Raw genomic sequence first — 24,512 nt, forward strand, 5'->3', positions numbered from 1 at the left:
GTCAGGCGACGGTGCGCCACCAGGTGTCGGGTTCGGGGAGGGCGTCGACGTCGAGGAGTTGGCCGGGGCGCGGCACGGCCACCCGGACGCCGCGGTCGGCGGCGTCGGCGAGGACCCGCTCGACCGGCTCGGACCAGGAGTGCAGGGCGAGGTTGAAGGTGGCCCAGTGCACCGGGACGAGCAGGCCGCCGCGGACGGCGAGGTGTGTGGCGATGCCTTCCTCGGGGGTCATGTGGATGTCCGGCCAGTACGGCGAGTAGGCGCCGACCTGAACGAGGGTGAGGTCGAAGGGGCCGTGCTCGGCGCCGATCCTGGCGTAGCCGTCGAAGAATCCGGAGTCGCCGGTGTAGAACACGCGGCGGTTCGGGCCGGCCACCACCCAGGACGCCCAGAGCGTGCTGTTCTCGGCGGGCCGGCGGCGGCCGGAGAAGTGCCGCGCCGCGGTGGCGATCAGCTCCAGCCCGGCGACGGTGGCCCGCTCCTCCCAGTCCAGCTCGACGATCCGCCCGGCCGGGACGCCCCAGCGCTCCAGGTGCGCGCCCACACCCAGGGGCAGCACGAATGGCGAGCTCGGCTGGCTCGCCGCGAGCCGCCGGATCGTGCGCATGTCGAGGTGGTCGTAGTGGTCATGGGAGATCACGATCGCGTCCAGCGGTGGGAGGTCCTCCAGCGCCAGCGGTACCGGATGCAGCCGGCGCGGACCGACCGCCTGCGACGGGGACACCCGCTCGCTCCACACCGGGTCGAACAGCACCCGCCGGCCCTCGATCTCGACCAGCGCGGTGGCGTGCCCGAGCCAGGTGACCCGCAGCCCGTCCGCCGGCGGCGCGGCGAGCTCGGAGGCGTCCGGCGCCATCAGCGGGACCGGCCCGCGTGGCCGCCGAATCTCCTTGCCCCGCACCATCTCCCGCAGAATGCCCGGCCCGCTCGACGCCGCCGCGATCCCCGCCGGCACCTCGTTGTGGAACGCGCCGTCCCGGAACCGCGGCGACGCGAGCATCCGGTCGAGCCGGGCGCCGGCCGGGCGCGCCCCGAGCGCGGCCGGGACGTCCCACGCGGCCCGGGCGAGCGCGGTCGCGGCACCGACCGGCACGAGCAAGGCGGAGCGCCGAACCACAGCGGGCAACCGGTACACGAGCGGTGTCCTTTCCCTCAGCAACCCCTCTACCTGCGTACACCCCATGGTGCCTTGATCACGCTGAGGGAAACCTGAGAGCCCGCCCCGCTTACCCGAGACCCCGATCACACCCACCCCAACCCCGTGACCGGCCAACTCAGCGACGCCACGCGCCAACATGGCTACGTCACGCGCCAACATGCGGGTCAGAGCAGGGCGAGCTGCTCCTGGCGGACCGGCACCGTGGGGGCGCCGGCGGGAAGGCTGCCTTCGGGCCAGCTGGCGTCCTCGGCGGGTTTGGGGTCGCGGTTGGACTTGGGCAGGAGGTCGTGGCGGCGGAGGAGGGGTTCCACCCGGGCGGCGAGCCAGGTGCGGTAGGTGCGGTCGGCGTAGCGCCGGTGGGCGTAGATGTCGCGATAGTCGGGCACCAGGTCGGGATGCTCGGCGGCGAGCCAGGCGGCGAACCATTCGCGGGCGCCGGGGCGCAGGTGCAGCGGGAGCGCGGTGACGCCGGTGGCTCCGGCGGCGGCGATGGCGGCGAACAGGGCGTCGAGCTGCTCGAGGGAATCGGTGAGGCGCGGCAGGATCGGGGCGACGAACACGCCGCAGGGCAGGCCGGCCTCGCGCACCCGGCGGACCAGCTCCAGCCGCGCCTGCGGGCTGGGGGTGCCGGGCTCGAGGGAGTCCTGCAGCTCCCGGTCGAGCAGCGCGATCGACACGCCGAGGCCGACCGAGACCTCCCGGCTGGCGGCCACCAGCAGCGGAAGGTCGCGGGAGAGCACGGTTCCCTTGGTGAGGATGGAGAACGGCGTGCCACTGCCGGCCAGCGCCCGGATGATGCCGGGCATCAGCGCGTAGCGGCCCTCGGCGCGCTGGTACGGGTCGGTGTTCGTGCCGAGCGCCACGTGCTCGCGGGTCCACTTCGGCGCACCGAGCTGCGCGGCGAGCACCTCCGGCGCGTTGACCTTGACCACGATCTGGCTGTCGAAGTCGTTGCCGGAGTCCAGATCCAGGTAGGTGTGCGAGTGCCGGGCGTAGCAGTTGTGGCTGACCACCCCGTTGGCGATGAAGTCACCGGTGCCGGTGGTGATGTCGAACAGCGGAAGCTCCAGGCCGAGCGGGTCGACCGCGACCACCCCGAGCTTGGCGGCCGACTTGAACGCGGTGCCGTCGATGGTCCGCTTCTCCGTCTCCGCCGGATCCACCGTGTGCAGGAACCGCAGCCGCTCCGCCAGCCCGCCGAGCAGCCGCACCCAGATCGTGCCCTCGGCCCACCGTGTTTTCTCCACGACACACTCGAAACCCAGGTGCCGCAACGAGTTCGCGGTCAGCCGGGTGAGCTCGCCGACGGTGGTGGCGATCCGCAGGATCCCCCGCGAGTGGCTGCCCCGGGCGTCGTACACCCCGGCCAGGAACCCCTTGACCCACTCGTTTCCGTGCGTCTGCGGCACGTCGATCAGCTCGTCCGAGGCGACGTCGAGCTCGCCGAGGTACTCCCGGGCGCGCGCCAGCGCCTCCGCGCCGCGCCCGCCGCCGCGGATCAGCCCGCAGAGGTAGCCGAGCCGGTACTCGACGAGCAGCTTCGGCGGAGTGGCGAACGCCCCGGTGCCGACCAGCTTGTTGCCGGTGGTCAGGTGCGGCCGCCGGCCCGGGCCGGCCATCTCGCCGGTGACGTGCTTCCAGCCGCGCTCGGTGAGGAACCGGTGGTCGCCGCTGGCGATGAGCGTGGTGCCGTCCTCCAGCGACACCCGGTACGCCGGCTTGACCGTCGACCAGTGGTCCAGCACCGTGGTGGGCACGTAGCGCCGGTAGTTGCCGCGCCGCTCGGTGCCGTAGATCCGGTCGCCCACCTGGAGCTCCGCCAGCGGCCGGACGCGCCCGTCGGCCAGCAGGATCGGCGTGTCCCCGGCCAGGCAGTACCGGCAGCCGTGCGAGCAGCCCCGGTACGGGTTGACCGTCCAGTTGAACGGCATCGGCGAACCGCCCGGCACCCGGTTGAGCACCGACTTGGCCCGCACCTCGTGGAACACCATCCCCGCGAACTCGGGTGTCCGAACGCTGCGCACCAGACCGGGCAGACCTGGCAGGATCTGCTCGTCGGCCGCGTCCACCCGCTGCCTGTCCCATCGCACGGAATCAAGTCGAACATACGTTCGATCGGGTTGTCAAACGAGTGGAGGCACCCGTGCTCGACCCGGTGCTGGATGCCTTGCGGGCCACCGCGTTCACCGTGCTCGGGGCGCCGACGAGCTGGGCCGAGGTGATCGGCTTCGGCTCCGGCGCGCTGGTGGTGTGGCTGGTCGTCGTGCAGCACGCGGCGAACTGGCCGGTCGGCATCCTCAACAACCTGATGTTCTTCGCGCTGTTCCTGACCAGCGGCCTGTACGCGGACGCCTGGCTGCAGGTCTTCTACCTCGTGCTCGCGCTGTACGGCTGGTGGGCGTGGCTGCGCGGCGGCGAGCGGCGCACGCACCTGCGGGTATCCCGCACCACACCCGCCCAATGGGCGGCGCTGCTCGCCGCCGGCATCGCCGGAACGGCCCTGCTGGCCTGGATTCTCGACGCCGGCACCAGCTCGACCGTGCCGCTGCCGGACGCGCTCACCACGGTGCTCTCCCTGCTGGCCACCTGGGGTCAGGCCCGCAAGAAGATCGAGTCCTGGTGGCTGTGGATCACCGCGGACCTGATCTACGTTCCGCTGTACGGCTACAAGGACCTGTGGCTCACCGCGATTCTGTACACCGGGTTCCTCGCGCTGTGCGTGGCCGGACTGCGCGGCTGGACGGCGGACTACCGCACCCGGGCGGCCGGCGGCAGGTCCGCGGCGCTCGCCACCGGCCAGGCGAGCGGATCCGGGCCCAGCGCCAGCAACTCGGCGACCTGAAGCCGGCACCACGGCGAGACCTCACGCTCCCCCGCGGTCACCGCCTCGGCGAACGGCAGCCAGCCGACCCACTCCACGGATTCCACCTCGGCCGCCGCCGGAGCCGGCGAATCCTCCGTCACCGCACGGAAAACCGGGCACAGCTCGTTCTCCACCACACCGCTGTCCATCTCCGCCCGGTACCGGAACCGGGGCAGGACCAGGTCCACGGCGCCCACCACCAGCCCCAGCTCGTCGCGGAGCCGGCGGGTGACCGCGGCCGCCACCGGCTCACCCGGCGCCGGATGGCCGCAGCAGGAGTTCGTCCAGACGCCGGGCCAGGTCAGCTTGGACAGCGCGCGCCGGGTCAGCAGCACCCGGCCCGCCGGGTCGAACACGTAGCTGGAGAACGCCAGATGCAGCGGCGTGTGCCGGTCGTGCACGGTGGCCTTGTCCGCGACGCCGACCGGCTCACCGCGCTCGTCCAGAAGGACCACCTGCTCCATCGCACACCTCTCACCGAGGGCACCCGCCCGCTGACCCGCCTGCACCTTATTCAACGGTCAATCATGTCTTCGGACACGGGTTTCTGGGACAATCACGGTGCGATGGACCCGTGGCAGCAGTGGCGTTTTGTGATTAACGAACTGGTTGCGGCAGCAAGCTGGAGGGCGTTTCCGAGTTTCGGCGGGGCATGAATTCGGCTGGGGCGCCCGCCAGCGGTAACACACGGTGGATTCATCGTTTTCGGCTGGGAACGGGGTGATCTTGCTCGATGCTCGGTATGCGGCGGTTTCGGCACGCGTTGGTACTCGGAAAGTTCTATCCGCCCCATTCCGGGCACCACCATCTGATCCGGACCGCGGCCCGGGCCAGCGACCGGACCACGGTGGCGGTGCTGGCCTCGACGGTGGAGTCGATCCCGCTCGCCGACCGGGTGTACTGGCTGGCCGCCGAGCACTGGGCGGACCCGGGGGTCGCGGTGCTCGGCGACCTGGACGACCACCGCATCGACTTCGACGACGACCATGTCTGGGAGCAGCACGTCGGCGTGGTCCGCTCGGTGCTGGCCCGGCGGGCGCTGCGGGACGGGGACCCCGACGCCGCGCCGGTGGATGTGGTCTTCTCCAGCGAGAAGTACGGCGAGGAGCTGGCCGCGCGGCTCGGCGCCGCCCACGTCGCGGTCGACCCGGAGCGGCTGGAGCACCCGGTGTCCAGCACCGCGGTGCGCACCGACCCGATCGGCCTGTGGCGCTATCTGGCCGCATCCACCCGCGCGGGGCTCGCCGCCCGGGTCGTCGTGCTCGGCGCGGAGTCCACCGGAACCACCACGCTGGCCGAGCAGCTCGCCACGCATTACCGCGCCCGCAAGGGATCCTTCGCCAATACCCGCCTCGTCGCCGAGCACGGCCGGGTGCACACCGAGGGCAAGCTGGCCGCCGTGCACGCCCTGGCCAAGGCGTCCGGCCGGCCACCCCCGGCGCTCGACAGTCTTATGTGGACAGTGGGTGACTTCGTCGACGTGGCCCGGCGGCAGGCCATCGCGGAGGACGAGGCGGCCGCCCGCGGTGGCCCGCTTCTGTTGTGCGACAACGACTCCTGGGCGGCCACCATCTGGTGCGAGCGCTATCTCGGCCGGCCGCAGGCCGACGTCGGGCAGGCCGCCGGCGATCGCCGGCCGGCGCTCTACCTGCTCACCGACCACGCCGGCGTGCCGTTCGAGCAGGACGGCTGGCGGGACGGCGAGCATCGCCGGGAGTGGATGACCGCCCGGTTCGTCCGCGGTCTCCGCGACCGCGGCGTGCCCTGGGTGCTGCTCTCCGGCAACCCCCGGCACCGGCTGCGCCGCGCCGTCCGGGCCTGCGACGACATCCTGCGCACCCACTTCCGTTACTCGCCACCGCTCGGTCAGTGACATCGGTGTGTGGCCTGACAACCCCGCCAACAGCCAACACGGCGACGCCATGGGCCAACACAGCATCGTCAGCGGCCAACACGGCGACGCCAGACGCAAACACACCGTGTTGAATAGGGCGCTGTGCTGAACGGTGAGACCGAGCCACTTCCCCGGGTGCGGGCAAAACACCGCTACGCGCCCGAACCGGACGAGGCGGATGAGTGGTCCGTTTCCCACCATGGACGCGAAGAACCGCCGTCGCCACCGCCGCCGGGCCGGGTGCGGCGGTTGCTGGCCGTGCTGCTCGTGCCGTTCGCGCTGGCCGCCGTGGTCGGCGTGGTGCTGCTCTACCGCGGCGACGACACCGCGCGGACGGCGAACACGACACCGGTGAAGAGCGAGGTGACCGCGACCCAGTCCGGGGCGTGCACCGCCGACGTCCCGGCCGGCACGCCGCAGGGGGGCCAGTGCGTCACGGTCACCGTGCGGATGACCGACGGGCGGGCGCCGAACCGCGAGGTCCGGCTGATCGTGCCGAACGAGCCGAGCAGCCCACGGTTCGCCGCCGGGGACAAGGTGGTGCTGGCCTACGCCGGCGGCAATCCGCTGGAGGGCCAGTCCTACCAGCTCGTCGACTTCCAGCGAACCACCCCGCTGGCCGTGCTCGCTGCGCTGTTCGCGCTCGCCGTGCTGATTCTCGGGCGCTGGCAAGGGATCAAGGCACTCGTCGCGCTCGGGCTGAGCTTCGGCGTGCTGGTCCTGTTCGTGCTGCCGTCCATCATCGCCGGCCAGAACCCGTTGCTGGTCGCGGTCGCCGGCGCCGGCGTGATCATGTTCCTGGTGCTGTACCTGACCCACGGCCTGTCCGCGCGGACGTCCACCGCCGTGCTGGGCACCGTAGTGAGCCTCGCCCTGATCGGTGGCCTCGGCACGCTGTTCTCCGCCACCGCGAAGCTGACCGGCCTCGACGAGGAAACCGCCACCCTCATCGGCACCCTCGGCCACGGCATCGACGCGCGCGGGCTGCTGCTCGCCGGCGTCGTGATCGGCGCGCTCGGCGTGCTCGACGACGTGACGGTCACCCAGACCAGCGCGATCTGGGAGCTGCGCGCCGCCAACCCGTTACTCAGCGCCCGCGAGCTGTACGCCGCGGGCATGCGGATCGGCCGCGACCACGTCTCCTCCGCGGTCAACACCCTCGTGATGGCCTACGCCGGCGCCGCGCTCCCGGTCCTGCTCTACTCGTCCATCTCCGGTGTGGGGTTGGGCGGCATCCTCACCTCGCAGTCCATCGCCCAGGAGGTCGTGCGCACCCTGGTCGGCAGCATCGGGCTCGTCGCCGCCGTGCCCATCACCACCGCGATTGCCGCCATCGTGGCCACACAACAGCTACCATCCAGCCCCAATGGCGGACACACCCACGGATGACGGCGAACTGCTCCTGATCTCATTGCTCCGCAACCCGGTCAGGACGATGGACTCCGCCCTGCGCACCGGTGCCGCCGCCGTCCCCGCCGTGCTGGACGCCCTCCGCGCCCTGCCCCGCATCGCCGGCGCCCTGGAGAAGCTCGTACCGGCATTGCAAGCGGCACAAGGCTCCCTGGACCGCATCGACCGCCTCAGCACCTTCGTCGCCCAGGAGCTCCCGGAGACCCAGCACCAACTCGAGGAGCTCCGCAAGCAGATGCTCGCCCTCACCGGCGTCAACCGCGCCCTCACCGAGTCGATCCGGCTCCTCAGCCGCGGCATCGGCGTCGTGCACAGCACCACCGACGTCCTCGGCGGTCTCCTCCCCCGCCCGCCGGCTAGTCCAGGCTCGCCACGAAGCGGGTGACCGCGTCGGTCTTCAGCCGCTGCGCCAGCCGTCCGGACGGGGCGAGCGAGGCGAGCCGGTACAGCGGGCGCTCGGCCGCGGGGTCGCCTTTCGCCTCGGCCCGGAGCTGGGCCACGAGGAGCTCGGAGAAGACCAGCCCGCTGGTGTTCTCGCTGGTGGCCAGGGCGTCGGCCAGGCGGCGCAGCATCAGGATGCCGAGCTCACGGCCGCCCGTGCCGGCGTAGACCGCGACCGGCAGGTTGATCGACTTGCCGCGGCGGGCGACCAGGAGGCCGATCGTGCGGGTGCCGCGCACGTCCGTGACCACCAGCTCGAGACGGTCGGCGTGGCGGAGGTCCACGGTCTTGCGGCCGACGGTCTTCGCCACCAGCGTGGTGCCCTCCAGCCACAGCCGGCGGCGGCCGGAGAGCCAGGTGAGCGCCAGCAGGGCGATCATCACGGCGGCAGCGGTGATCAGGCCGGCCAACTGGCCGCCGACAAGGCCGACCATGCCGCCGATCGCCGCACCGATCACCACGGCGACCCCGACCACGGCGCAGCCACGGCGCCGGACGGTGCCGGCCTCGTTGAGGTTGAGCGGAACTACCTCGCTCAATCCATCACCTCGCAAGCTCGGTGATGGCGACCCCGCCGCCTCGTCCCCCGGCGGCGGGGCAGTGCCCTTGGTTCGCTCGCAAGCTCGTTCACAAGCCCCGCCGTCCGGGCAGGGGGCGGCCCGGCGAGGCGAGCTCCAGGAGGAACGGGTTGCTCACGCGCTCGCGGCCGATGGTGGTGGTCGGGCCGTGCCCGGGCAGCACGACGGTGTCGTCGTCGAGGGTCAACACCTTGGTGCGCAAGGTGTCGAGCATCGTCGGCATGTCACCCCCCGGCAGGTCGGTCCGCCCGATGGAACCGGCGAACAGCGTGTCCCCGGCGAAGAGCACCCGGCCGCCCTCGTCGTTCGCGCTGGAGAAGACCACGGAGCCGCGGGTGTGCCCGGGCGTGTGGTCCACCATGATCGACAGGCCGGCCAGATCGAGCACGGTACCGTCGGCCAGCTCACGGACCTCGGCCGGCTCCCGCATCTCGATCCTCCCGCCGAAGAACGCGGCACCCTGCGCGCTGATCCCCTTGAGCGGGTCGGTGAGCAGGTCCCGGTCCTCGGGGTGGATCCAGGCCGGGATGTCGTTGCCGTCGCACACCGGGGCCACCGCGAAGACGTGATCGAAGTGGCCGTGCGTGAGCAGCACGGCGACCGGGGAGAGCCGGTGCTTGCGCAGCGCCTCGGCGATCGGCTCCTCGGCGTCCTGACCTGGGTCGACGATCACGCACGCGTCGCCTTCGGCGGGCGCGACCAGGTAGCAGTTGGCCTGAAACGCTCCGCTGGCGAAGCCGACGACGAGCACGGCGAGAACCTCCGGGGAAAGGGCTTACTACGTTTCAGCGTAGTGTCGCGGACCTCCACACGGTTCTCACAGGGTGTCCCCCTAGACTGCCCGGTTGCCAGGCAAGACGTTGAGGTCAGGGAGGATGCCCGTGCCGACGAACGAGCAGCGTCGCCAGGCCGCCAAGCGCAAGCTCGAGCGGCAGCTGGTCCGCCGGGCGGAACGCGCGAAACGGCGCCGGATCATCGGTGTGATCATCACGGTCGTCGGCGTGATCGTCGCGGTCGGGTTGGTGTACTGGTTGGCCAACCTGGGCAACGGCAACACGCCCGCGTCCGCGAACAGCACCGACACCAGCACCCCGAACCAGCCGGCGGACACGCCCTCCTCCATCCCGACGGAGACCGCGCCCGTGCCCAAGCGCCCGACGCCGCTGGCCGCCACGGCTACCTGCGAGTACCCGGCGAGCGCCCAGGCGCCGGCCGCGAAGCCGGTGCAGCCGCCGCCCACGGCGAACATCTCCGCGCAGGGCACGGTCACCGCCGACGTGGACACCTCCGCGGGGAAGCTGAAGTTCACCCTGGACCGGGCGCTCGCCCCGTGCACCGTGAACAACTTCGTCAGCCTGGCCAAGCAGGGCTACTACAACGACACCCCGTGCCACCGGCTCACCACCTCGGGCATCCAGGTGCTGCAGTGCGGTGACCCGACCGGGCAGGGCTCCGGCGGTCCGGGCTACACCTTCAAGGACGAGGTGTTCCCAGAGATCAAGTACGGCCGCGGCATCCTGGCGATGGCCAACTCCGGCCCGGACACCAACGGCAGCCAGTTCTTCATCGTCTACGGCACCGCCGAGCTGCCGCCGAACTACACCGTGTTCGGCACGATCGACGCCGACAGCCTCAAGGTCGTCGACGAGATCGCCAAGGCCGGCACCGTCTCCCAGGGCCAACCCGGCGACGGCGCGCCGAAGAACCCGGTCAAGCTGACCACGGTCACGATCGCCGGGTAGCCGGGCGAGTCGTACGTTCCAGCAAGCGAGTCGTACGCTCCGGCACTGCCCTTCCGGCTGATGTCGGGGGGTCCTGCCAGACTGGAACGGTGACCGACCGGTACCGGGAGCACGCGCCGACGTTCGACCCGCACGGGTTGTACGCGCAGGTGTGGGTGCGGGAGATCGGCGTGCCGCGCGTGGTGCGGGTGGTGCCGGATGGCTGCATGGACGTCATCTGGCACCGCGAGAGCGGCCACCTGTTCGTGGCCGGGCCGGACAGCCTGGCGCACGTGGCGCCGATCGACCCGGGCACGCTGGTCGGGGTGCGCTTCTCCCCCGGCTCGGCGCCGGCCGCGCTCGGCGTGCCCGCGGACTCGCTGCGGGACGGCCGGGTTCCGCTCGACGGGATCTGGCCGGGCGCCGAGGTTCGCCGCCTCGCGGACGCGCTGAAGGGCGCCGCGGACGCGCGGCCGGTGCTGCAGCACGCGATCACCGCGCACGCCGACCGGGCCCGGGACGGCGTGGCCACCGCGGTGCTCCGGCTGCTGGACGCCGGCCGCCAGGTCGGCTCGATCGCCGAGACGGTCGGCCTGAGCGAGCGCCAGCTGCACCGCCGCTGCCTGGCCGCGTTCGGCTACGGCCCCAAGGTCCTGCACCGGATCCTCCGGTTCGACCGGGCCCGCCGGCTGGCCGGCTCCGGCGTCCCGTTCGCCGACGTCGCGCACACCCTCGGCTACGCCGACCAGGCCCACCTCTCCCGCGACGTCAAGGCCCTCGCCGGAGTCACCCTCAGCGAGCTCGTGCCACGTCAGGAGGCCGAGGTGACCCGATAGACGTCGTAGACGCCTTCAACGCTGCGGACCGCCTTCAATACATGGCCGAGGTGCTTGGGGTCGCCCATCTCGAAGGCGAAGCGGCTGACGGCGACGCGGTCGCGGGAGGTGGTGACGGAAGCGGAGAGGATGTTGACGCGTTCGTCGGCCAGGACCTTGGTGACGTCGGAGAGCAGCCGGTGCCGGTCCAGCGCCTCGACCTGGATGGCGACCAGGAACACCGAGGAGTCGGACGGCGCCCACTCGACGTCGACCAGGCGCTCGGGCTCGGCCAGCAGCTCCTTGGCGTTGGTGCAGTCGGTGCGGTGCACGCTCACCCCGCCGCCGCGGGTGACGAACCCGAGGATCTCGTCGCCGGGCACCGGGGTGCAGCAGCGGGCCAGCTTCACCCAGATGTCGCTGGCGCCCTTGACCACCACGCCGGCGTCGCCGGTGGGGCGGCGCCGGGTGATCGTGGACGGGGTGGCCCGCTCGGCCAGTTCGTCCTCGGCGTGCTCGACGCCGCCCAGCAGTGCCACCAGCCGCGCCACCACGTGCCGCGCCGAGGTGTGCCCCTCGCCGACGGCCGCGTACAGCGAGCTCACCTCGGGGTAGCGCAGCTCGCGGGCCAGCGCGGTGATCGAGTCCACGGACACCAGCCGCTGCATCGGCAGCCCGGTCCGGCGCACCTCCTTGGCGATCGCGTCCTTGCCGGCCTCGATCGCCTCTTCCTTGCGCTCCTTGGCGAACCACTGCTTGATCTTGGCGCGGGCCCGCGGCGAGCCGACGAAACCAAGCCAGTCCCGGGACGGCCCGGCGCCCTCGGCCTTCGAGGTGAAGATCTCGACGACGTCGCCGTTCTGCAGCTTGCACTCCAGCGCCACCAGCCGGCCGTTGACCCGCGCGCCGATGCACCGGTGCCCGACCTCGGTGTGCACCGAGTAGGCGAAGTCCACCGGCGTGGACCCGGCCGGCAGCGTGTACACGTCGCCCTTCGGGGAGAACACGAAGATCTCCCGGACGGCCATCTCGTAGCGCAGGTTCTCGAGGAACTCGCCGGGGTCCGCGGCCTCCCGCTGCCAGTGCAGCAACTGGCGCATCCACTGCATCTGCTCGATCTCCACGGACTGGCCGTCGAGCGTGCCGTTGGACTCCTTGTAGCGCCAGTGCGCGGCGACCCCGTACTCCGCCTTCTGGTGCATCTCGTAGGTGCGGATCTGCACCTCGAGCGGCTTGCCGTCCGGGCCGATCACCGTGGTGTGCAGCGACTGGTACACCTCGAACCGCGGCTGGGCGACGTAGTCCTTGAACCGCCCGGGCATCGGCTGCCACAACGCGTGCACCACACCCATCGCCGCGTAGCAGTCGCGCACGTCGTCGACCAGGATGCGCACCCCGACCAGGTCGTGGATGTCGTCGAACTCGCGCCCGCGCACGATCATCTTCTGGTTGATCGAGTAGTAGTGCTTGGGCCGGCCCTCCACCTTGGCCTTGATCCGCGCGGCCTCCAGGTGCCCGGTCAGCTCGTCGGTCACCTTGTGCAGGTAGGTGTCCCGGGACGGCGCCCGGTTGGCCACCATGCGCACGATCTCGTCGTACTTCTTCGGCTGCAGGATCGCGAACGCCAGATCCTCCAGCTCCCACTTGACCGTGGCCATGCCCAGCCGGTGCGCGAGCGGGGCGAACACCTCCAGCGTCTCGCGCGCCTTCTTGGCCTGCTTCTCCGGCGGCATGAACCGCATGGTGCGCATGTTGTGCAGCCGGTCGGCGAGCTTGATCACCAGCACCCGCGGGTCCTCGGCCATGGCGACCACCATCTTGCGGATGGTCTCCGCTTCGGCCGCGGTGCCCAGCTTCACCTTGTCCAGCTTGGTGACGCCGTCGACGAGCCTGCCAACCTCCTCGCCGAAGTCCTCCTGAAGCATCTCCAGCGAGTACGCGGTGTCCTCGATGGTGTCGTGCAGCAGCGCCGCCACCAGCGTGACGGTGTCCATGCCGAGCTCGGCCAGGATCGTCGCGACGGCGAGCGGGTGGGTGATGTAGGGATCCCCCGAGCGGCGCCGCTGGCCCCGGTGCATCTCCTCGGCCACGTCGTAGGACCGTTGCAGCAGCGCCAGATCGGCCTTCGGGTGCAGCTCCCGGTGCACCGCGGCCAAAGGCTCGAGCACCTGTTTGACCGGCGCGGAGCGCTGCGCGGTGATCCGCCGGGCCAGCCGCGCGCGCACCCGCCGGGTGGCCGAGGCCGGCCGTGGAGGAACCTGCGACGGCTGCGGATCCTCGACCGCCTCGGCCTCCACGTCTTGGCTCACACGCGCTCCATGCGTACCCATAGGTAACCCCTGAGATTCCGAGGATAGCCTCGGAATCCTCGAGGAGGAGCGGTCGGGGCGGTGAACGGGCCGTTCACACCGTCCGCAGAGCGTGCACCGGACGGTCGGCTAGTCGTTTCCGACCGTCCAACGCGCCGATCTCCAGCACCACGCAGACGCCGGTCACGGTGCCCCCAGCGTGCTCGACCAGGGCGCAGGCGGCCGCCGCGGTGCCGCCGGTGGCCAGCACGTCGTCGATGACCAGGATCCGCTGGCCGGGCTGGATGACGCCGGCGGGCACCTCGAGTGTCGCGGTGCCGTACTCGAGCCGGTACTCCAACCGGTGCCCGACCACGGGCAGCTTGCCGGCCTTGCGCACCGGGACGACGCCGAGGCCGTGGGTGGCCGCGTAGGCGGCGCCGAACAGGAACCCGCGGGCCTCGACCGCGGCGACCAGGTCCGGGCCGGCACCGCTGACCCGCCGGAACCCGTCGACCACGGCGGCCATCGCCGGCGCGTCGGCCAGCACCGGGGTCAGGTCCCAGAACAGGATGCCGGGCTCCGGGAAGTCCGGCACCGTCCTGGCCAGGTCCAACGCCTGCGCGAGGTCGCCCACGTTGTGGCTCAGTGGCGCCGTTTCCCGCTCGGCCGCCGGCCCGCCGGCCGGCCGCCGCCGCGCTTGGCGTCCGCGGCGCTGCGGTTGCGCGCCGGAACGCTCTGCGCCGCGGCCATGGCCCGCTCGTGCCGCAGCTCCGCGTCCAGCGAGTCGTCGTCGGAGAGGTCCACCACGGCCACCGGCTCGCCGGTGACGGCCGCCGCGGCCTCCCGCTCAGCCGCCTTGCGCGCCAAGGTCTCCCGCCGGGCGTAGACCCGCGCGGCCTGCTGCTGGAACTTCGGCTCGCGCATCTTCAGGTCCACCAGCAGCGGGGTGGCCAGGAAGATCGACGACAGCGCACCCGCGATCAGACCGGTGAGCTGCACCAGGGCCAGGTCCTTCAGCGTACCGACGCCGAGCAGCCCGACGCCCACGATGAGCAGGCCGAGCACCGGCAGCAGGGCGATGAGCGAGGTGTTGATGGACCGCATCAGGGTCTGGTTCAGCGCCAGGTTGGCAGCCTCGCCGTAGGTGCGCCGGGTGAGCCCGAGCAGGCCGCGGGTGTTCTCCTTGACCTTGTCGAACACCACCACCGTGTCGTACAGGGAGAAACCGAGGATGGTCAGCAGGCCGATCACGGTCGCCGGCGTCACCTCGAAGCCGACGATCGAGTAGACGCCCGCGGTCACCGAGATGTCGTGGACGAGCGCGACCAGTGCGGAGGCGGCCATCCAGCGTTCGAAGTAGAACGCCAGGAAGATCGTCACCAGCACCAGGAACACGCCGAGCGCGATCAGCGCCTGCCGGGAGATCTCGCCACCCCAGGACCCGCTGACCGCGCTGTCGCTGATGGCCCGCTCGCTCGGCGTGCCGGTGGCCCGGTCCTTCGGCTGGAACTCCTTGAACAGCGCGGCCTTGAGCTGGGTGACCTCAGCCGCGGACAGGGTCGGCGACTTGATCTGGATGGTCTGGTCGGCACCGATGCCGACGGTCTGCACGATCGGCGCCTCTTTGTGCAGCGTCGCGTCGAAGACCTCGGTCACCCGCTCGGTGGAGATCGTCCCCGCCACGCCCTGGGCCGGCAGCTGGACCCGGGTGCCGCCCTTGAACTCGATGCCGAGGTTGAACCCGCGGAAGATGATCGAGGCCAGGCAGATCAGCACGAACGCGCCGAAGAGCACGTACCAGAGCTTGTGCCGGCCGACGATGTTGAACGCGCCGGTGCCGGTGTAGAGCTTGGCCAGCAGGTTGTGCCGCCGGCCGGGGGGGCGCTTGCCCTCGCCGCCCTCGGCCAGCTCCGCCCCGGTGTCGTCGATGCTGGACACGTCACGCCTCCTTCACGGCCGGGCCGGAGGTACGGCTGGCCGCGCGTTGCGCGGCGGCCAGCCGCTGTACCGCACCCAACCCGGAGAACCTGGGATGGGACAAGGTCTTCGAGATCGAGGCCAGCGCCACCAGCGGGTGCGTCACGAGGAACACCACGACCAGGTCCAGGATCGTGGACAGGCCCAGGGTGAAAGCGAAGCCCCTCACCTGGCCGACGGCCAGCAGGTACAGCACGCCGGAGGCCAGGAACACCACGGCGTCGGCGGACAGCACCGTGCGCCGGGCCCGCACCCAGGCCCGCGGCACCGCGGAACGGAACGACCGCCCCTCGCGTACCTCGTCTTTCAGGCGTTCGAAGAAGATCACGAACGAGTCCGCGGTAATACCGATGGCCACGATGAACCCGGCGATGCCCGGCAGGTCCAGGGTGAGCCCGAGCCAGCGGCCGAACAGGATCAGGATGGCGAACACGATCGCGCCGGACAGGGCCAGCGACAGGATGGTCAGCACGCCCAGCAGCCGGTAGTAGAACAGGCAGTACACGAACACCAGCAGCAGGCCGATGGCACCGGCGATCAGGCCGGCCCGCAGCGACGCGAAGCCCAGTGTGGCGGACACGGTCTCCGCCTCCGAGGACTCGAAGGACAGCGGCAGCGAGCCGTACTTCAGCACGTTCGCCAGGTCTTTGGCCTCCTGCTGGGAGAAGCCGCCGGCGCCGCCCTCGATCCGGGTCTGGCCGCCGACGATCGCCTCGCGGATGCTCGGCGCCGAGACGACCTCGCTGTCCAGCACGAACGCGGCCTGCTTGCCCACGTGGCTGGTGGTGTAGTCGCCCCACTTCTTGCCGCCCTCGCTCTTGAAGTCGAGAGTCACCTCGTAGCCGGCACCCTGGGTGTTGACCTGCGCACTGGCGTCGCTGATGTCGGTGCCGTCGATGAACGACGGGCCGAGGATGTAGACGATCGGGTCCTTGCGGTCGCACGCGACCAGCGGGAGCTTCGGGTCGTCGTTGCCGACCAGCGGGTCCTTGTGCCCGGGCGAGCAGTCGAGGGTGGCCATGGCGGCCCCCTGTGCATTCTGGTCGGCCGGCGCCGAGCCGTCTGCGCTCGGCACCAGCTTGGCGTTCTGCCGGCACAGCTTGGCCTCGGTGATCAGCGCCCCGGCCTCGACCTTGGGCACCCGCTTGTTCTTGACGTCGTCGTTGTAGGAGTCCAGGTCCTGCTTGTACTTCTGGCAGTTGGCCACCGGGTCGCCCTGATCGGCGGGCGGGGTCGCCGGCGGCGGCGAGGTGGCCGGCGCGCTGCCGCTCGTGCTCGGTGGCGGCGTGGTGGTCGGCTGCTGGGCCAGCACCGGGGCCGGCCGGCCCTGCGGGGGCGCGCTGGTCGGCGCGCCGGCGGTCGGCGGGGGCGCGTTCGAACTCGACGAGGTGGGCGGCTGCTGCTGGTCCTGCGGTGGCTGCGCCTGGTTGGAGGCGATCACCTCGCGGAAGTACAGTCGCGCGGTCTGGCCCAGGCTTTTTGCCTGGTCGCCGCCCTCGCCGGGAACCGTGATGACGATCTGGTTGCCGTCCAGGACCACTTCGGCGCCGGTCACACCGATGCCGTTGACCCGGGTCTCGATGATCTGGCGCGCCTGGTCCAACGCCTCCCGGCTCGGCGGCTGCCCGGACTCGGTGCGCGCCGTGAGCGCGACCCGGGTGCCGCCCTGCAGATCGATCCCCAGCTTGGGCGTCGGCTTGTGGTTGCCGGTGGCGAACACCAGCAGGTAGAGGAGAGCGACGATAGCCGCGAACGTCACGAGATTGCGAACTGGGCGGAACTGCCCGGCCGGTGGTGCCACGGTCGGTCGGTCTCCTCAACCTTGCTCGGATGTGCACGGCCCTCGTGCACGCGGACCCACGCCACCGCCCGCACCCCGGCGAGCGCAGGCGTGGGTGCGGGCGCAGCGTACACGCAGCGAGATATGCCCTGTGTGATCCGGGCATGCCACTACGTGGTCGGGCCGATCAGCCCTTCTGCTTGCCGGGCTTGATCTCCTCGGGGGCCTCGTCGACGACCTCGTGATCGTCGATCACATCGGGTTCGGCGACCTCGTCGGCCAGGTCCTCGTCGAACTCCTCGATGTCGACCTCCGGGCCGACCTTCTCCCGCACGGCCGCGCGCAGCCAGGTGGTCTCGACGCCGGGCGCGATCTCGAGGTCAATGCTCGCCTCGTCGGAGATGTCGATGATCGTGCCGTAGAGGCCCGAGGTGGTCATCACCCGGTCGCCCACGGCCAGCGAGCTCTGTAGCTCCTGCTGCTGCTGCACGGCCCTGCGCTGGCGCCGGCTCATGAAGAACATCATTAGGCCGAGCAACCCGAAGAGCAGAAGCAAGGGAAGCAGATCCATTTTTCTCCGTCCGGCGGACGTCGCGTCGCTGCGTTACGTCCGGTTTGTTCTGTAGTTATGTCCGACGAGTGTGCCAGCCTCACTCTGCGGTGTGCGTGGGGTCACCCTCGTCGAACAGGGTAGGCGGCACCTGACCGGCCGCGTCGCGCGGGGCCGACAGGCCCAGATGCGTCCACGCCGCCGCGGTTGCCACCCGTCCTCGTGGCGTCCTGGCCAGCATGCCCAGCCGCACGAGGTACGGCTCGCACACCTCTTCCACGGTAGCCGGCTCTTCGCCAACCGCAACGGCCAGCGTGGAGACGCCGACCGGGCCGCCGCCGAACGAATGCACCAGGGCACCGAGCACCGCGCGGTCCAGCCGGTCCAGCCCCAGCTCGTCCACGTCGTAGACCTTGAGCGCGGCCTGGGCGACCGCCCTGGTCACCGAGCCGTCCGCGCGGACCTCGGCGAAGTCGCGGACCCGGCGCAGCAGCCGGTTGGCGATCCGCGGCGTGCCCCGCGACCGGCCGGCGATCTCGTTGCCACCGTCCGGTTTCAGGTCCACGCCGAGGATCGTCGCCGACCGCCGCAGCACCTGCTCGAGTTCCTCGGCCGCGTAGAACTCCATGTGCGCGGTGAAACCGAACCGGTCGCGCAGCGGTCCGGTCAGCGAGCCGGACCGGGTGGTGGCGCCGACCAGGGTGAACGGCGCGATCTCCAGCGGGATGCTGGTGGCGCCCGGGCCCTTGCCGACCACCACGTCGACCCGGAAGTCCTCCATCGCGATGTAGAGCAGTTCCTCGGCGGGCCGGGCGATCCGGTGGATCTCGTCGATGAACAGCACGTCGCCCTCGACCAGGTTGGAGAGCATGGCGGCCAGGTCGCCGGCGCGCTCCAGGGCGGGCCCCGAGGTGATCCGGATGGCGCTGCCCAGCTCCACGGCGATGATCATCGCCAGGCTGGTCTTGCCGAGCCCGGGCGGGCCGGACAGCAGCACGTGGTCGGGTGGTGCCCCGCGCCGCACCGCGCCCTCCAGAACGAGTTGCAGCTGCTCCCGGACCCGGGGCTGACCGACGAACTCGGTGAGCCGCCGGGGTCGCAGGGTGGACTCGTCCTCCCGCTCCCCCGGCTGCGCCAGCGGGGAGAGCTCGGTCGGGGCGGACTCCTCCGTCATGGCCTCATCGTGCACGGTCACCGCTTGGTGCCGAGCGTGGCCAGGGCCTTGCGCAGCACGCCGGAGGTGTCCGCGCCGCCGTTCTCCAGCAGTACCCCGTCCACCGCCTGCTCCGCCTGCTTGACCGGAAAGCCAAGCCCGACAAGGGCTTCGACGACCGACGAGCGCACCCCGCCAGCCGGCCCGGTAGCCGCGGGGCTGGCCGACGGCAGCGCGTTCACCTTGTCCCGCAGCTCGATGCTCAACCGCTCGGCGCCCTTCCGGCCGATCCCCGGCACCTGGGTGAGCACCGCGATGTTGCTGTCCGCCAGGGCCTTGCGGAGCTGGCCCGGCTCCAGCACGGCGAGCGTCGCCAGCGCGAGCCGCGGGCCGATGCCGGACACGGTCTGCAGCAACCGGAACAGCTCGCACGCCTCGGCATCGGCGAACCCGAACAGCGTCAGGGAGTCCTCCCGGACCACCAGCGCGGTGGCCAGGCTCGCCTCCTCGCCGCGCCGCAGGGTGGCCAGCGTGGACGGCGTGGCCTGGACGGCGAACCCGACGCCGCCGACCTCGATCACCGCGTGGTCCAGCCCGACGGACAGCACCCGCCCGCGTACCGAAGAGATCATCTGGCGCCTCCGTTCCGTGCCGCAGCGGCAAGTCTGGCCCGGTGCCGGCGGGCCAGCTCGGCCGCCCTGGCCTCCGCCTCGGCCAGCCGGTTGCGCAGCGGCGCGCGCCAGAGGTGGCAGATGGCCAGCGCCAGCGCGTCCGCGGCGTCCGCCGGCCGGGGCCGTTCCGGGAGATCGAGCAGCCGGGTGACCATGGTGGTGACCTGCGCCTTGTCCGCCCGCCCCGAGCCGGTGACGGCCGCCTTCACCTCGCTCGGCGTGTGGAACATGACCGGCAGCCCGCGCCGCGCCGCGGCCAGGGCCACCACGCCCCCGGCCTGCGCGGTGCCCATCGCGGTGCGCACGTTGTACTGGCTGAACACCCGCTCCACCGCGACCACGTCGGGCCGGTGCGTGTCCAGCCAGCTCTCCACCACGTCGGCGATGCTCAACAGCCGCACGGCCAGGTCGGCGTCGATCGGCGTGCGCACCACGTCCACCGCCACGCACCGCACCTCGCGGCCCGCTCCCCCGTCCACCACGGCGACCCCGCACCGGGTCAGCCCGGGGTCGACGCCCAGCACCCGCACGCGCACACTCCCGCCACCGTCCGTGAACACTCGTTCGAACCCTACGGCGCCGGCGCCGGGCCTGACGGGCCGACACGCCGCGGGGGTTGGGGATGGGGTGCGCCGGGGCTGGCCTGCCCCTCTGGTTGCGTTGGCGGGCGATGGTTAGGACCAAGCTGGGTCTACAGAAGGCTTGGGAGGTGGCGGGGAGCCTGGGTTGATCTTCCCGGGCCTGCTGGCAGGGTGGCGGAGAACGAGCTGGTCAAGTTGATCTTCCAGAGCGCGGCTGGTGGGCCATGGCCGTGGCTGGTGAGGCAGGTGGGATCGGTGTGACTATTGGGCGGTCGAACATGCCCTGAAGGCGGCCTTCAGGACGCTCAACGCCCCGAAGGCCGCCTTCAGGACATTGGTCAACGCCCCACCGGCCCCACCACCAGCCGCCGCCCGCCAACGCCACCCACGTGGCAGGCGAGCCGCGCCCCCTCACCGACTCACCGAATACCGCTCAACCAACTCCCCACCCAGCCGGGCCAGCTCGGCGCGGACCGAGTCCGGCTCGACGACCTCGATCGTCGCGCCCCAGCCGGCGAGCGGCTGGGCGATCATGAGCGGGGTCGGGGCGGCCACCCGGACTTGGGCCCGGCCGCCGACCGGCACGCCCTCGACGGAGCAGTGGCGGCCGAAGTGGTCGCGGAGCACGGGCACGAACCGCTCGGGGATGAGCACCGTGGCCGAGAGCAGGGAACGCCGCCGCTCCACTTCCTCGACGACCCGCTCCCAGGCGCGGGACAGCTCGAAGCCGGCGGGCCGTTCGGCGACCAGGTCGGTGATCACCGCGCCGGCCACGCGGTCGATGCGGAAGGTGCGCTGTCCCTTGCCGGTGCCGGCGAGGAGGTACCAGACGTCGTCCTTGTCGACCAGGCCCCAGGGGTCGACGAGGCGCTCGGTCCGCTCGCCGGTGCGGCCGCGGTAGGCGAGCCGGACCTTGCGCCGGCGCACGACCGCGAGCTGCAGCCGCTCCACCAGCTCGGGGCGGGCCCGGTCGCGCTCGCCCCAGCCGGCCGGGTCGACCACCACGGCGGCGGCCGCGGCCTCGGCGTCCGCGCGGAACGTGCCGGGCAGCGCGCGCACCAGCTTGCGCAGCGCCGACCGGAGCTCCGGGGCGCCGCCCGCCGCGGGGCCGGCGAGCAGGAACAGCGCCCGCGCCTCGGCGTCGGTGAGCCCGCTGAGATCCGTGCGCGCACCGCCGACCAGCGACCAGCCGCCGCCCCGGCCCGCCTGCGGGTACACCGGGAGGCCGGCCGTGGACAGCGCCTCGAGGTCCCGGCGCGCGGTGGCCACGGACACCTCCAGCTCCGCGGCGAGCTCCGACGCGGTCACCCGCCCCCGGGCCTGCAGCACCAGGAGCGCGGCCACCAACCGGTCCGCACGCATGCCGGATCCTCGCAGACAAAGTGCTCAATCGGTGAGCACTTTGTGCCGAAGGATTGGGTGTTGACCAAGGCAGTGCCCATGAAACAGACCGAAGAGGAGCAGATATGTTGCGCGGACTGGCCACCGTCTCCTTCTACGCCGACGACCACGCGGCGGCGACGCGCTGGTACACCGAGATGCTCGGCATCGAGCCGTACTTCACCCGGCCCGGGTACGCCGAGTTCCGCATCGGCGACTACCAGCACGAGCTCGGCGTCATCGACCGCCGGTACGCCCCGCCCGGCGCGGCCGGGCCCGGCGGCGCCATCGTGTACTGGCACACCGACGACCTGCAGGGCACCCTGGACCGGCTGAAGTCGTTGGGCGCCAAGGAGTTCGAGCCGCTCACCGAGCGCGGCCCGGGGTTCGTCACGGCCTCGGTGGTCGACCCGTTCGGCAACGTCCTCGGCGTCATGACCAACGTGCACTACCTCGAGGTGCTCGGCTCCTGAGCCAGGCGCGGGATCACGATGCGCTCCTCGATCAACTCGGGGCGCAGCGGCGAAGCCGGCCGCAGCCACGGGTCGCTCGGCCCGCCGTCCGGGTCGGGCGACCACCGCCGGCAGACCGCCGGCAGCTTGACCGGGTAGACCGTGAGCGTGCCGGCCTGATCGATGTGCAGACGCAGGAAGCCCTTGTGGTCCTCGATGCTCTGGCCGGCGAACGCCTCGTTGAGGTTGATCCCGTACCGGCTGGCGATCAGCAGGTAGGCGGCGACGATCTCGGCGTCCAGGAACCCGGCCACGACCGGCGTGCCGATGATCACGATGGCGAACACCAGCAGGTCGGCCGCCTTCGTGGCGGGCAGCACGTCGACGTTGAACCAGAGCACCAGGAACGCCCAGCCCACGCTCAGCGCGATGTGCGCCAGGGCGTGCAGAACGCCGGCGACGGTGTTCCCGCGCGGGTCCTTCGGCAGGTTGATCCGGGCGAACCCCAGTCCGCCGAGCAGCAGCACCGTGGCCACCAGCACCGCCGGCGCCCACGCGGCGAGCAGCCGGAAGATCCCCACGCCGGTGTCGGCCACCGCCAGGCCGAGGAGCACCGCGAGTGTCATCGCGGTCTGCAGGATGCCGGTGAGCAGCCAGAAACCCGGGTTGCGCCACGGCAGCCGGAAGATCCCGGGGGCGAGCCGCCGGGACGTGGCCTGGTCCGGGAACGTGGATTTCCGGTCGAACTGGATCGTCCCGGGTGGCCGGCGGACCCGGGACTTCGGCGGCGGCAGCTCGAGCGTCTCGGGCAGCTCGTGGGTGGCGGACAGGTACGCGCCGCCGATGCCGCAGGTGATCCGCTGGCCGGTGCCGCCGCGCTCGGCGTAGCGGACGTAGTGGTGCTTGTCGCCGGAGAGCATCAGCCGGATCGACGCGCCGCGCGGCCGGATGATCTCGCGGCTGAAGAACTCGATCGTGTCGTAGCCCTTGGACTCCCCGCCCGACCCGGCGGACACCCAGGCCGGCGTCGAGGTGCACAGGATCACCGCGTCGCCAGGCCGCAGCTCAGCCGCGGCCTGCCGGAAGTACTCCAGCTGCGGCGCGTCCACGTAGTCGTCGAGCTGGGTGTCGATGGCGAACAGCCACCAGTGCCGCGGCAGCTGCACGGCGAAGTAGCTGCGGGTCTGCTCGGTCTGCCAGCCGCCGAACGGCCGGCGCTGGGCGAACACCCGCAGGAACGCGGTCAGCCCGTCGTACCAGTCGTGGTTGCCGGGCAGGGCCAGCAGGATGGGTGGAACTCCTTGCGGCACCGGCAGGGCGGCCCGGTACGGGCCCTTGCTGCGGTCCTCGTAGGCCCGGGTGGACGCGGCCGGGTACACCTGGTCGCCGCCCATGATCAGGAGCCGGCCGCGCGGCAGCGGCCCGGCCCCGTCCAGCTCGAGGGACTCGGCGGCGAGCAGCGAGGCGACCGAGTACGTGGCGTCGAATCCGTCGCCGAGGTCGGCCACGTAGTCGAACCAGATCTCCCCGGCGTCGCCGTGACGGTGCACGGCGGCCGGCAGCCCGGCCTGCAGCTCGCGCTTGTCCGCGAACGACCCGAAGATCTCCGCGACCAGCGACTGGGCCCCGGTGGTGATCAGCACCCGGGGTGCCAGCCAGCGCACCGCCTTCTGCGGCCGGAAGCCCAGCTGCTCCTCGGTGAACTCGGCCGGCCGCGGCCGGACCGTGGGCGCCTCGACCGGCGGCAGTTCCTCGGTCACTCGGTCCTCCTGTGCTGACGTGGCACTACTCAAACGATCGCGACCGGTAGCCGTTGCGTAACCTGCGCTCCGTGCCGCATTCGCTGACCCCGCGGCAGATCGCCGCGGCGCTGGGCCTGGCTCCGCTGCCGGTGGAGGGCGGCCTGTGGCGCCAGAGCTGGCGTGACGGGAGCTGCTCGGCGATCTACTACCTCCTGGTGGCACCGGACTTCTCGGCGCTGCACCGGCTGGACCGGTTGGAGATCTACAGCTACCACGCGGGCGCGCCGGCGCGGCTGCTGGTGCTGGACGGCGACCGGGTGAGCGAGCCGGTGCTCGGGCCGGACGTCGCGGCCGGGCAGCGTCCGCAGGTGGTCGTGCCGGCCGGCGCCTGGCAGGGGTCGACGTCGCTGGGCGCGTGGACGCTGATGGGCACGGTGGTGGTGCCGCCGTACACCGACGGCAGCGTCGAGTTCGCCGAGGCCGGCCCGCTGTGCGCGGCGTACCCCGGCCACGCTTCCCGGATCCGGGCCCTCACGCCTCGAGGTGGGCGATCAGCTTCCGGGTGATGCGGGTCAGCTCGGCGCGGTCCCGCGCGGTCAGCGGCGCGAGCATGGCCTGCTCGTTGGCCACGTGCTCGGTCACCGCGGCGTCCACCAGCCGGCGTCCCTCGGCGGAGAGCTCCACGTCGAGGCTGCGGCGGTCGGCCGGGTTCGGGATGCGCTTGATCAGCCCGCGCTGCTCGAGCCGGTCCAGCCGGTTGGTCATCGTGCCCGTGGTGACCAGCAGCGACCCGGCCAGCCTGGTCGGGGAGAGCCGGAACGGCGCCCCGGCGCGGCGCAGCGCGAACAGCACGTCCCCCTCGCCGCGGTGCACACCGTTCGCCGCGGCCAGCTCCTCGATCCGCCCGGTGATCAGCTGCGCCACCCGCATCAGCCGGGCGACCAGGGCCATCGTGTCCAGGTCGAGGTCGGGGCGCTCGTCCGCCCACTGACCGACCAGCCGGTCGATCCGGTCAGGCTCACTGCTCACGGTTCCAGTTTAGCTTGACGTCAAG

At 71.9% G+C, this 24,512-nt stretch carries 24 protein-coding genes; 8 read left to right on the forward strand and 16 right to left on the reverse strand.

Annotated features, from left to right (window positions below; translation table 11 throughout):
* Position 1: 1 nt before the first annotated feature.
* Positions 2-1,135, reverse strand: coding sequence for an MBL fold metallo-hydrolase (locus tag VGR06_RS02610; RefSeq protein WP_327557295.1), 1,134 nt, complete (start codon positions 1,133-1,135; stop codon positions 2-4).
* 188 nt (positions 1,136-1,323) lie between these two features.
* Positions 1,324-3,249: an intein-containing Rv2578c family radical SAM protein gene (locus VGR06_RS02615; RefSeq protein ID WP_327557296.1), complete on the reverse strand. Its 1,926-nt coding sequence runs from the start codon at positions 3,247-3,249 to the stop codon at positions 1,324-1,326.
* Positions 3,250-3,302: 53 nt separating this feature from the next.
* Between VGR06_RS02615 and pnuC the strand changes: the two genes are divergently transcribed.
* Positions 3,303-4,001 carry a nicotinamide riboside transporter PnuC gene (gene pnuC / locus VGR06_RS02620; RefSeq protein WP_327557297.1) on the forward strand — a complete coding sequence of 233 codons (699 nt, stop codon included), beginning with the start codon at positions 3,303-3,305 and terminating at the stop codon, positions 3,999-4,001.
* Here the strand turns inward: pnuC and idi are convergent.
* Positions 3,908-4,486, reverse strand: a complete 579-nt coding sequence (gene idi, locus VGR06_RS02625; protein ID WP_327557298.1) for an isopentenyl-diphosphate Delta-isomerase — start codon at positions 4,484-4,486, stop codon at positions 3,908-3,910. The genes pnuC and idi overlap by 94 nt on opposite strands.
* Positions 4,487-4,764: 278 nt before the next feature.
* Here idi and VGR06_RS02630 point away from each other — a divergent pair, with 278 nt between their 5' ends.
* The 3 genes from VGR06_RS02630 to VGR06_RS02640 all read left to right on the forward strand — a co-directional run bounded on the left by VGR06_RS02630 (position 4,765) and on the right by VGR06_RS02640 (position 7,711).
* Positions 4,765-5,895, forward strand: coding sequence for an AAA family ATPase (locus tag VGR06_RS02630; RefSeq protein WP_327557299.1), 1,131 nt, complete (start codon positions 4,765-4,767; stop codon positions 5,893-5,895).
* Positions 5,896-6,018: 123 nt separating this feature from the next.
* Entirely contained in the window at positions 6,019-7,305 is a 1,287-nt protein-coding gene (locus tag VGR06_RS02635) for a YibE/F family protein (protein WP_327557300.1), read from the forward strand.
* Positions 7,283-7,711: a hypothetical protein gene (locus tag VGR06_RS02640; RefSeq protein WP_327557301.1), complete on the forward strand. Its 429-nt coding sequence runs from the start codon at positions 7,283-7,285 to the stop codon at positions 7,709-7,711. Before VGR06_RS02635 ends, VGR06_RS02640 begins: the two co-directional genes overlap by 23 nt.
* On the opposite strand, the gene VGR06_RS02645 is transcribed toward VGR06_RS02640, so the two are convergent.
* Together VGR06_RS02645 and VGR06_RS02650 are read right to left on the reverse strand one after the other, a co-directional pair.
* Complete coding sequence (locus tag VGR06_RS02645; protein WP_327557302.1) at positions 7,683-8,306, reverse strand: hypothetical protein; 624 nt, start codon at positions 8,304-8,306, stop codon at positions 7,683-7,685. The genes VGR06_RS02640 and VGR06_RS02645 overlap by 29 nt on opposite strands.
* Before the next feature lie 88 nt (positions 8,307-8,394).
* A complete protein-coding gene (locus VGR06_RS02650) occupies positions 8,395-9,096 on the reverse strand; it encodes an MBL fold metallo-hydrolase (protein ID WP_327557303.1) in 702 nt (233 codons plus the stop codon).
* Positions 9,097-9,226: 130 nt separating this feature from the next.
* On the opposite strand from VGR06_RS02650, the gene VGR06_RS02655 reads away from it, so the two are divergent.
* On the forward strand, positions 9,227-10,087 hold the full coding sequence (locus VGR06_RS02655) for a peptidylprolyl isomerase (RefSeq protein ID WP_327557304.1): 861 nt from the start codon (positions 9,227-9,229) through the stop codon (positions 10,085-10,087).
* Positions 10,088-10,176: 89 nt separating this feature from the next.
* Positions 10,177-10,902: a helix-turn-helix domain-containing protein gene (locus VGR06_RS02660; protein WP_327557305.1), complete on the forward strand. Its 726-nt coding sequence runs from the start codon at positions 10,177-10,179 to the stop codon at positions 10,900-10,902.
* Here VGR06_RS02660 and VGR06_RS02665 read toward each other — a convergent pair.
* From VGR06_RS02665 to VGR06_RS02705, 9 genes are all read right to left on the reverse strand, one after another.
* On the reverse strand, positions 10,878-13,178 hold the full coding sequence (locus tag VGR06_RS02665; RefSeq protein ID WP_414637135.1) for a RelA/SpoT family protein: 2,301 nt from the start codon (positions 13,176-13,178) through the stop codon (positions 10,878-10,880). The two genes, VGR06_RS02660 and VGR06_RS02665, sit on opposite strands and share 25 nt — an antisense overlap.
* Before the next feature lie 106 nt (positions 13,179-13,284).
* Positions 13,285-13,806 carry an adenine phosphoribosyltransferase gene (locus VGR06_RS02670; RefSeq protein ID WP_327557307.1) on the reverse strand — a complete coding sequence of 174 codons (522 nt, stop codon included), beginning with the start codon at positions 13,804-13,806 and terminating at the stop codon, positions 13,285-13,287.
* An 8-nt stretch (positions 13,807-13,814) separates the two neighbouring features.
* Positions 13,815-15,101, reverse strand: coding sequence for a protein translocase subunit SecF (secF, locus tag VGR06_RS02675; protein ID WP_414637136.1), 1,287 nt, complete (start codon positions 15,099-15,101; stop codon positions 13,815-13,817).
* 10 nt (positions 15,102-15,111) lie between these two features.
* The gene (gene secD, locus VGR06_RS02680; RefSeq protein WP_327557308.1) at positions 15,112-16,950 is read right to left on the reverse strand and encodes a protein translocase subunit SecD; all 1,839 of its coding nucleotides are present in this window, start codon (positions 16,948-16,950) and stop codon (positions 15,112-15,114) included.
* A 166-nt stretch (positions 16,951-17,116) separates the two neighbouring features.
* Positions 17,117-17,500, reverse strand: coding sequence for a preprotein translocase subunit YajC (gene yajC / locus VGR06_RS02685; protein ID WP_327557309.1), 384 nt, complete (start codon positions 17,498-17,500; stop codon positions 17,117-17,119).
* A 79-nt stretch (positions 17,501-17,579) separates the two neighbouring features.
* On the reverse strand, positions 17,580-18,653 hold the full coding sequence (ruvB, locus tag VGR06_RS02690; RefSeq protein ID WP_327557310.1) for a Holliday junction branch migration DNA helicase RuvB: 1,074 nt from the start codon (positions 18,651-18,653) through the stop codon (positions 17,580-17,582).
* A gap of 17 nt (positions 18,654-18,670) precedes the next feature.
* A complete protein-coding gene (gene ruvA, locus VGR06_RS02695) occupies positions 18,671-19,264 on the reverse strand; it encodes a Holliday junction branch migration protein RuvA (RefSeq protein WP_327557311.1) in 594 nt (197 codons plus the stop codon).
* Positions 19,261-19,833 (reverse strand): crossover junction endodeoxyribonuclease RuvC, encoded by a 573-nt coding sequence (ruvC, locus tag VGR06_RS02700; RefSeq protein WP_327557346.1) that lies wholly within the window; start codon positions 19,831-19,833, stop codon positions 19,261-19,263. Before ruvC ends, ruvA begins: the two co-directional genes overlap by 4 nt.
* Before the next feature lie 462 nt (positions 19,834-20,295).
* Positions 20,296-21,246 carry a helix-turn-helix transcriptional regulator gene (locus tag VGR06_RS02705; RefSeq protein WP_327557312.1) on the reverse strand — a complete coding sequence of 317 codons (951 nt, stop codon included), beginning with the start codon at positions 21,244-21,246 and terminating at the stop codon, positions 20,296-20,298.
* A 104-nt stretch (positions 21,247-21,350) separates the two neighbouring features.
* Here VGR06_RS02705 and VGR06_RS02710 point away from each other — a divergent pair, with 104 nt between their 5' ends.
* Positions 21,351-21,737: a VOC family protein gene (locus VGR06_RS02710; RefSeq protein ID WP_327557313.1), complete on the forward strand. Its 387-nt coding sequence runs from the start codon at positions 21,351-21,353 to the stop codon at positions 21,735-21,737.
* On the opposite strand, the gene VGR06_RS02715 is transcribed toward VGR06_RS02710, so the two are convergent.
* Positions 21,713-23,476 carry a metallophosphoesterase gene (locus tag VGR06_RS02715; RefSeq protein ID WP_327557314.1) on the reverse strand — a complete coding sequence of 588 codons (1,764 nt, stop codon included), beginning with the start codon at positions 23,474-23,476 and terminating at the stop codon, positions 21,713-21,715. The two genes, VGR06_RS02710 and VGR06_RS02715, sit on opposite strands and share 25 nt — an antisense overlap.
* Positions 23,477-23,547: 71 nt before the next feature.
* On the opposite strand from VGR06_RS02715, the gene VGR06_RS02720 reads away from it, so the two are divergent.
* A complete protein-coding gene (locus tag VGR06_RS02720; RefSeq protein ID WP_327557315.1) occupies positions 23,548-24,024 on the forward strand; it encodes a cupin domain-containing protein in 477 nt (158 codons plus the stop codon).
* Here the strand turns inward: VGR06_RS02720 and VGR06_RS02725 are convergent.
* Complete coding sequence (locus tag VGR06_RS02725; RefSeq protein ID WP_327557316.1) at positions 23,990-24,487, reverse strand: MarR family winged helix-turn-helix transcriptional regulator; 498 nt, start codon at positions 24,485-24,487, stop codon at positions 23,990-23,992. The genes VGR06_RS02720 and VGR06_RS02725 overlap by 35 nt on opposite strands.
* Positions 24,488-24,512 lie beyond the last annotated feature (25 nt).

Origin of the sequence: Actinophytocola sp. (assembly GCF_036002505.1) — a bacterium.
Taxonomy (GTDB): domain Bacteria; phylum Actinomycetota; class Actinomycetes; order Mycobacteriales; family Pseudonocardiaceae; genus DASYTH01.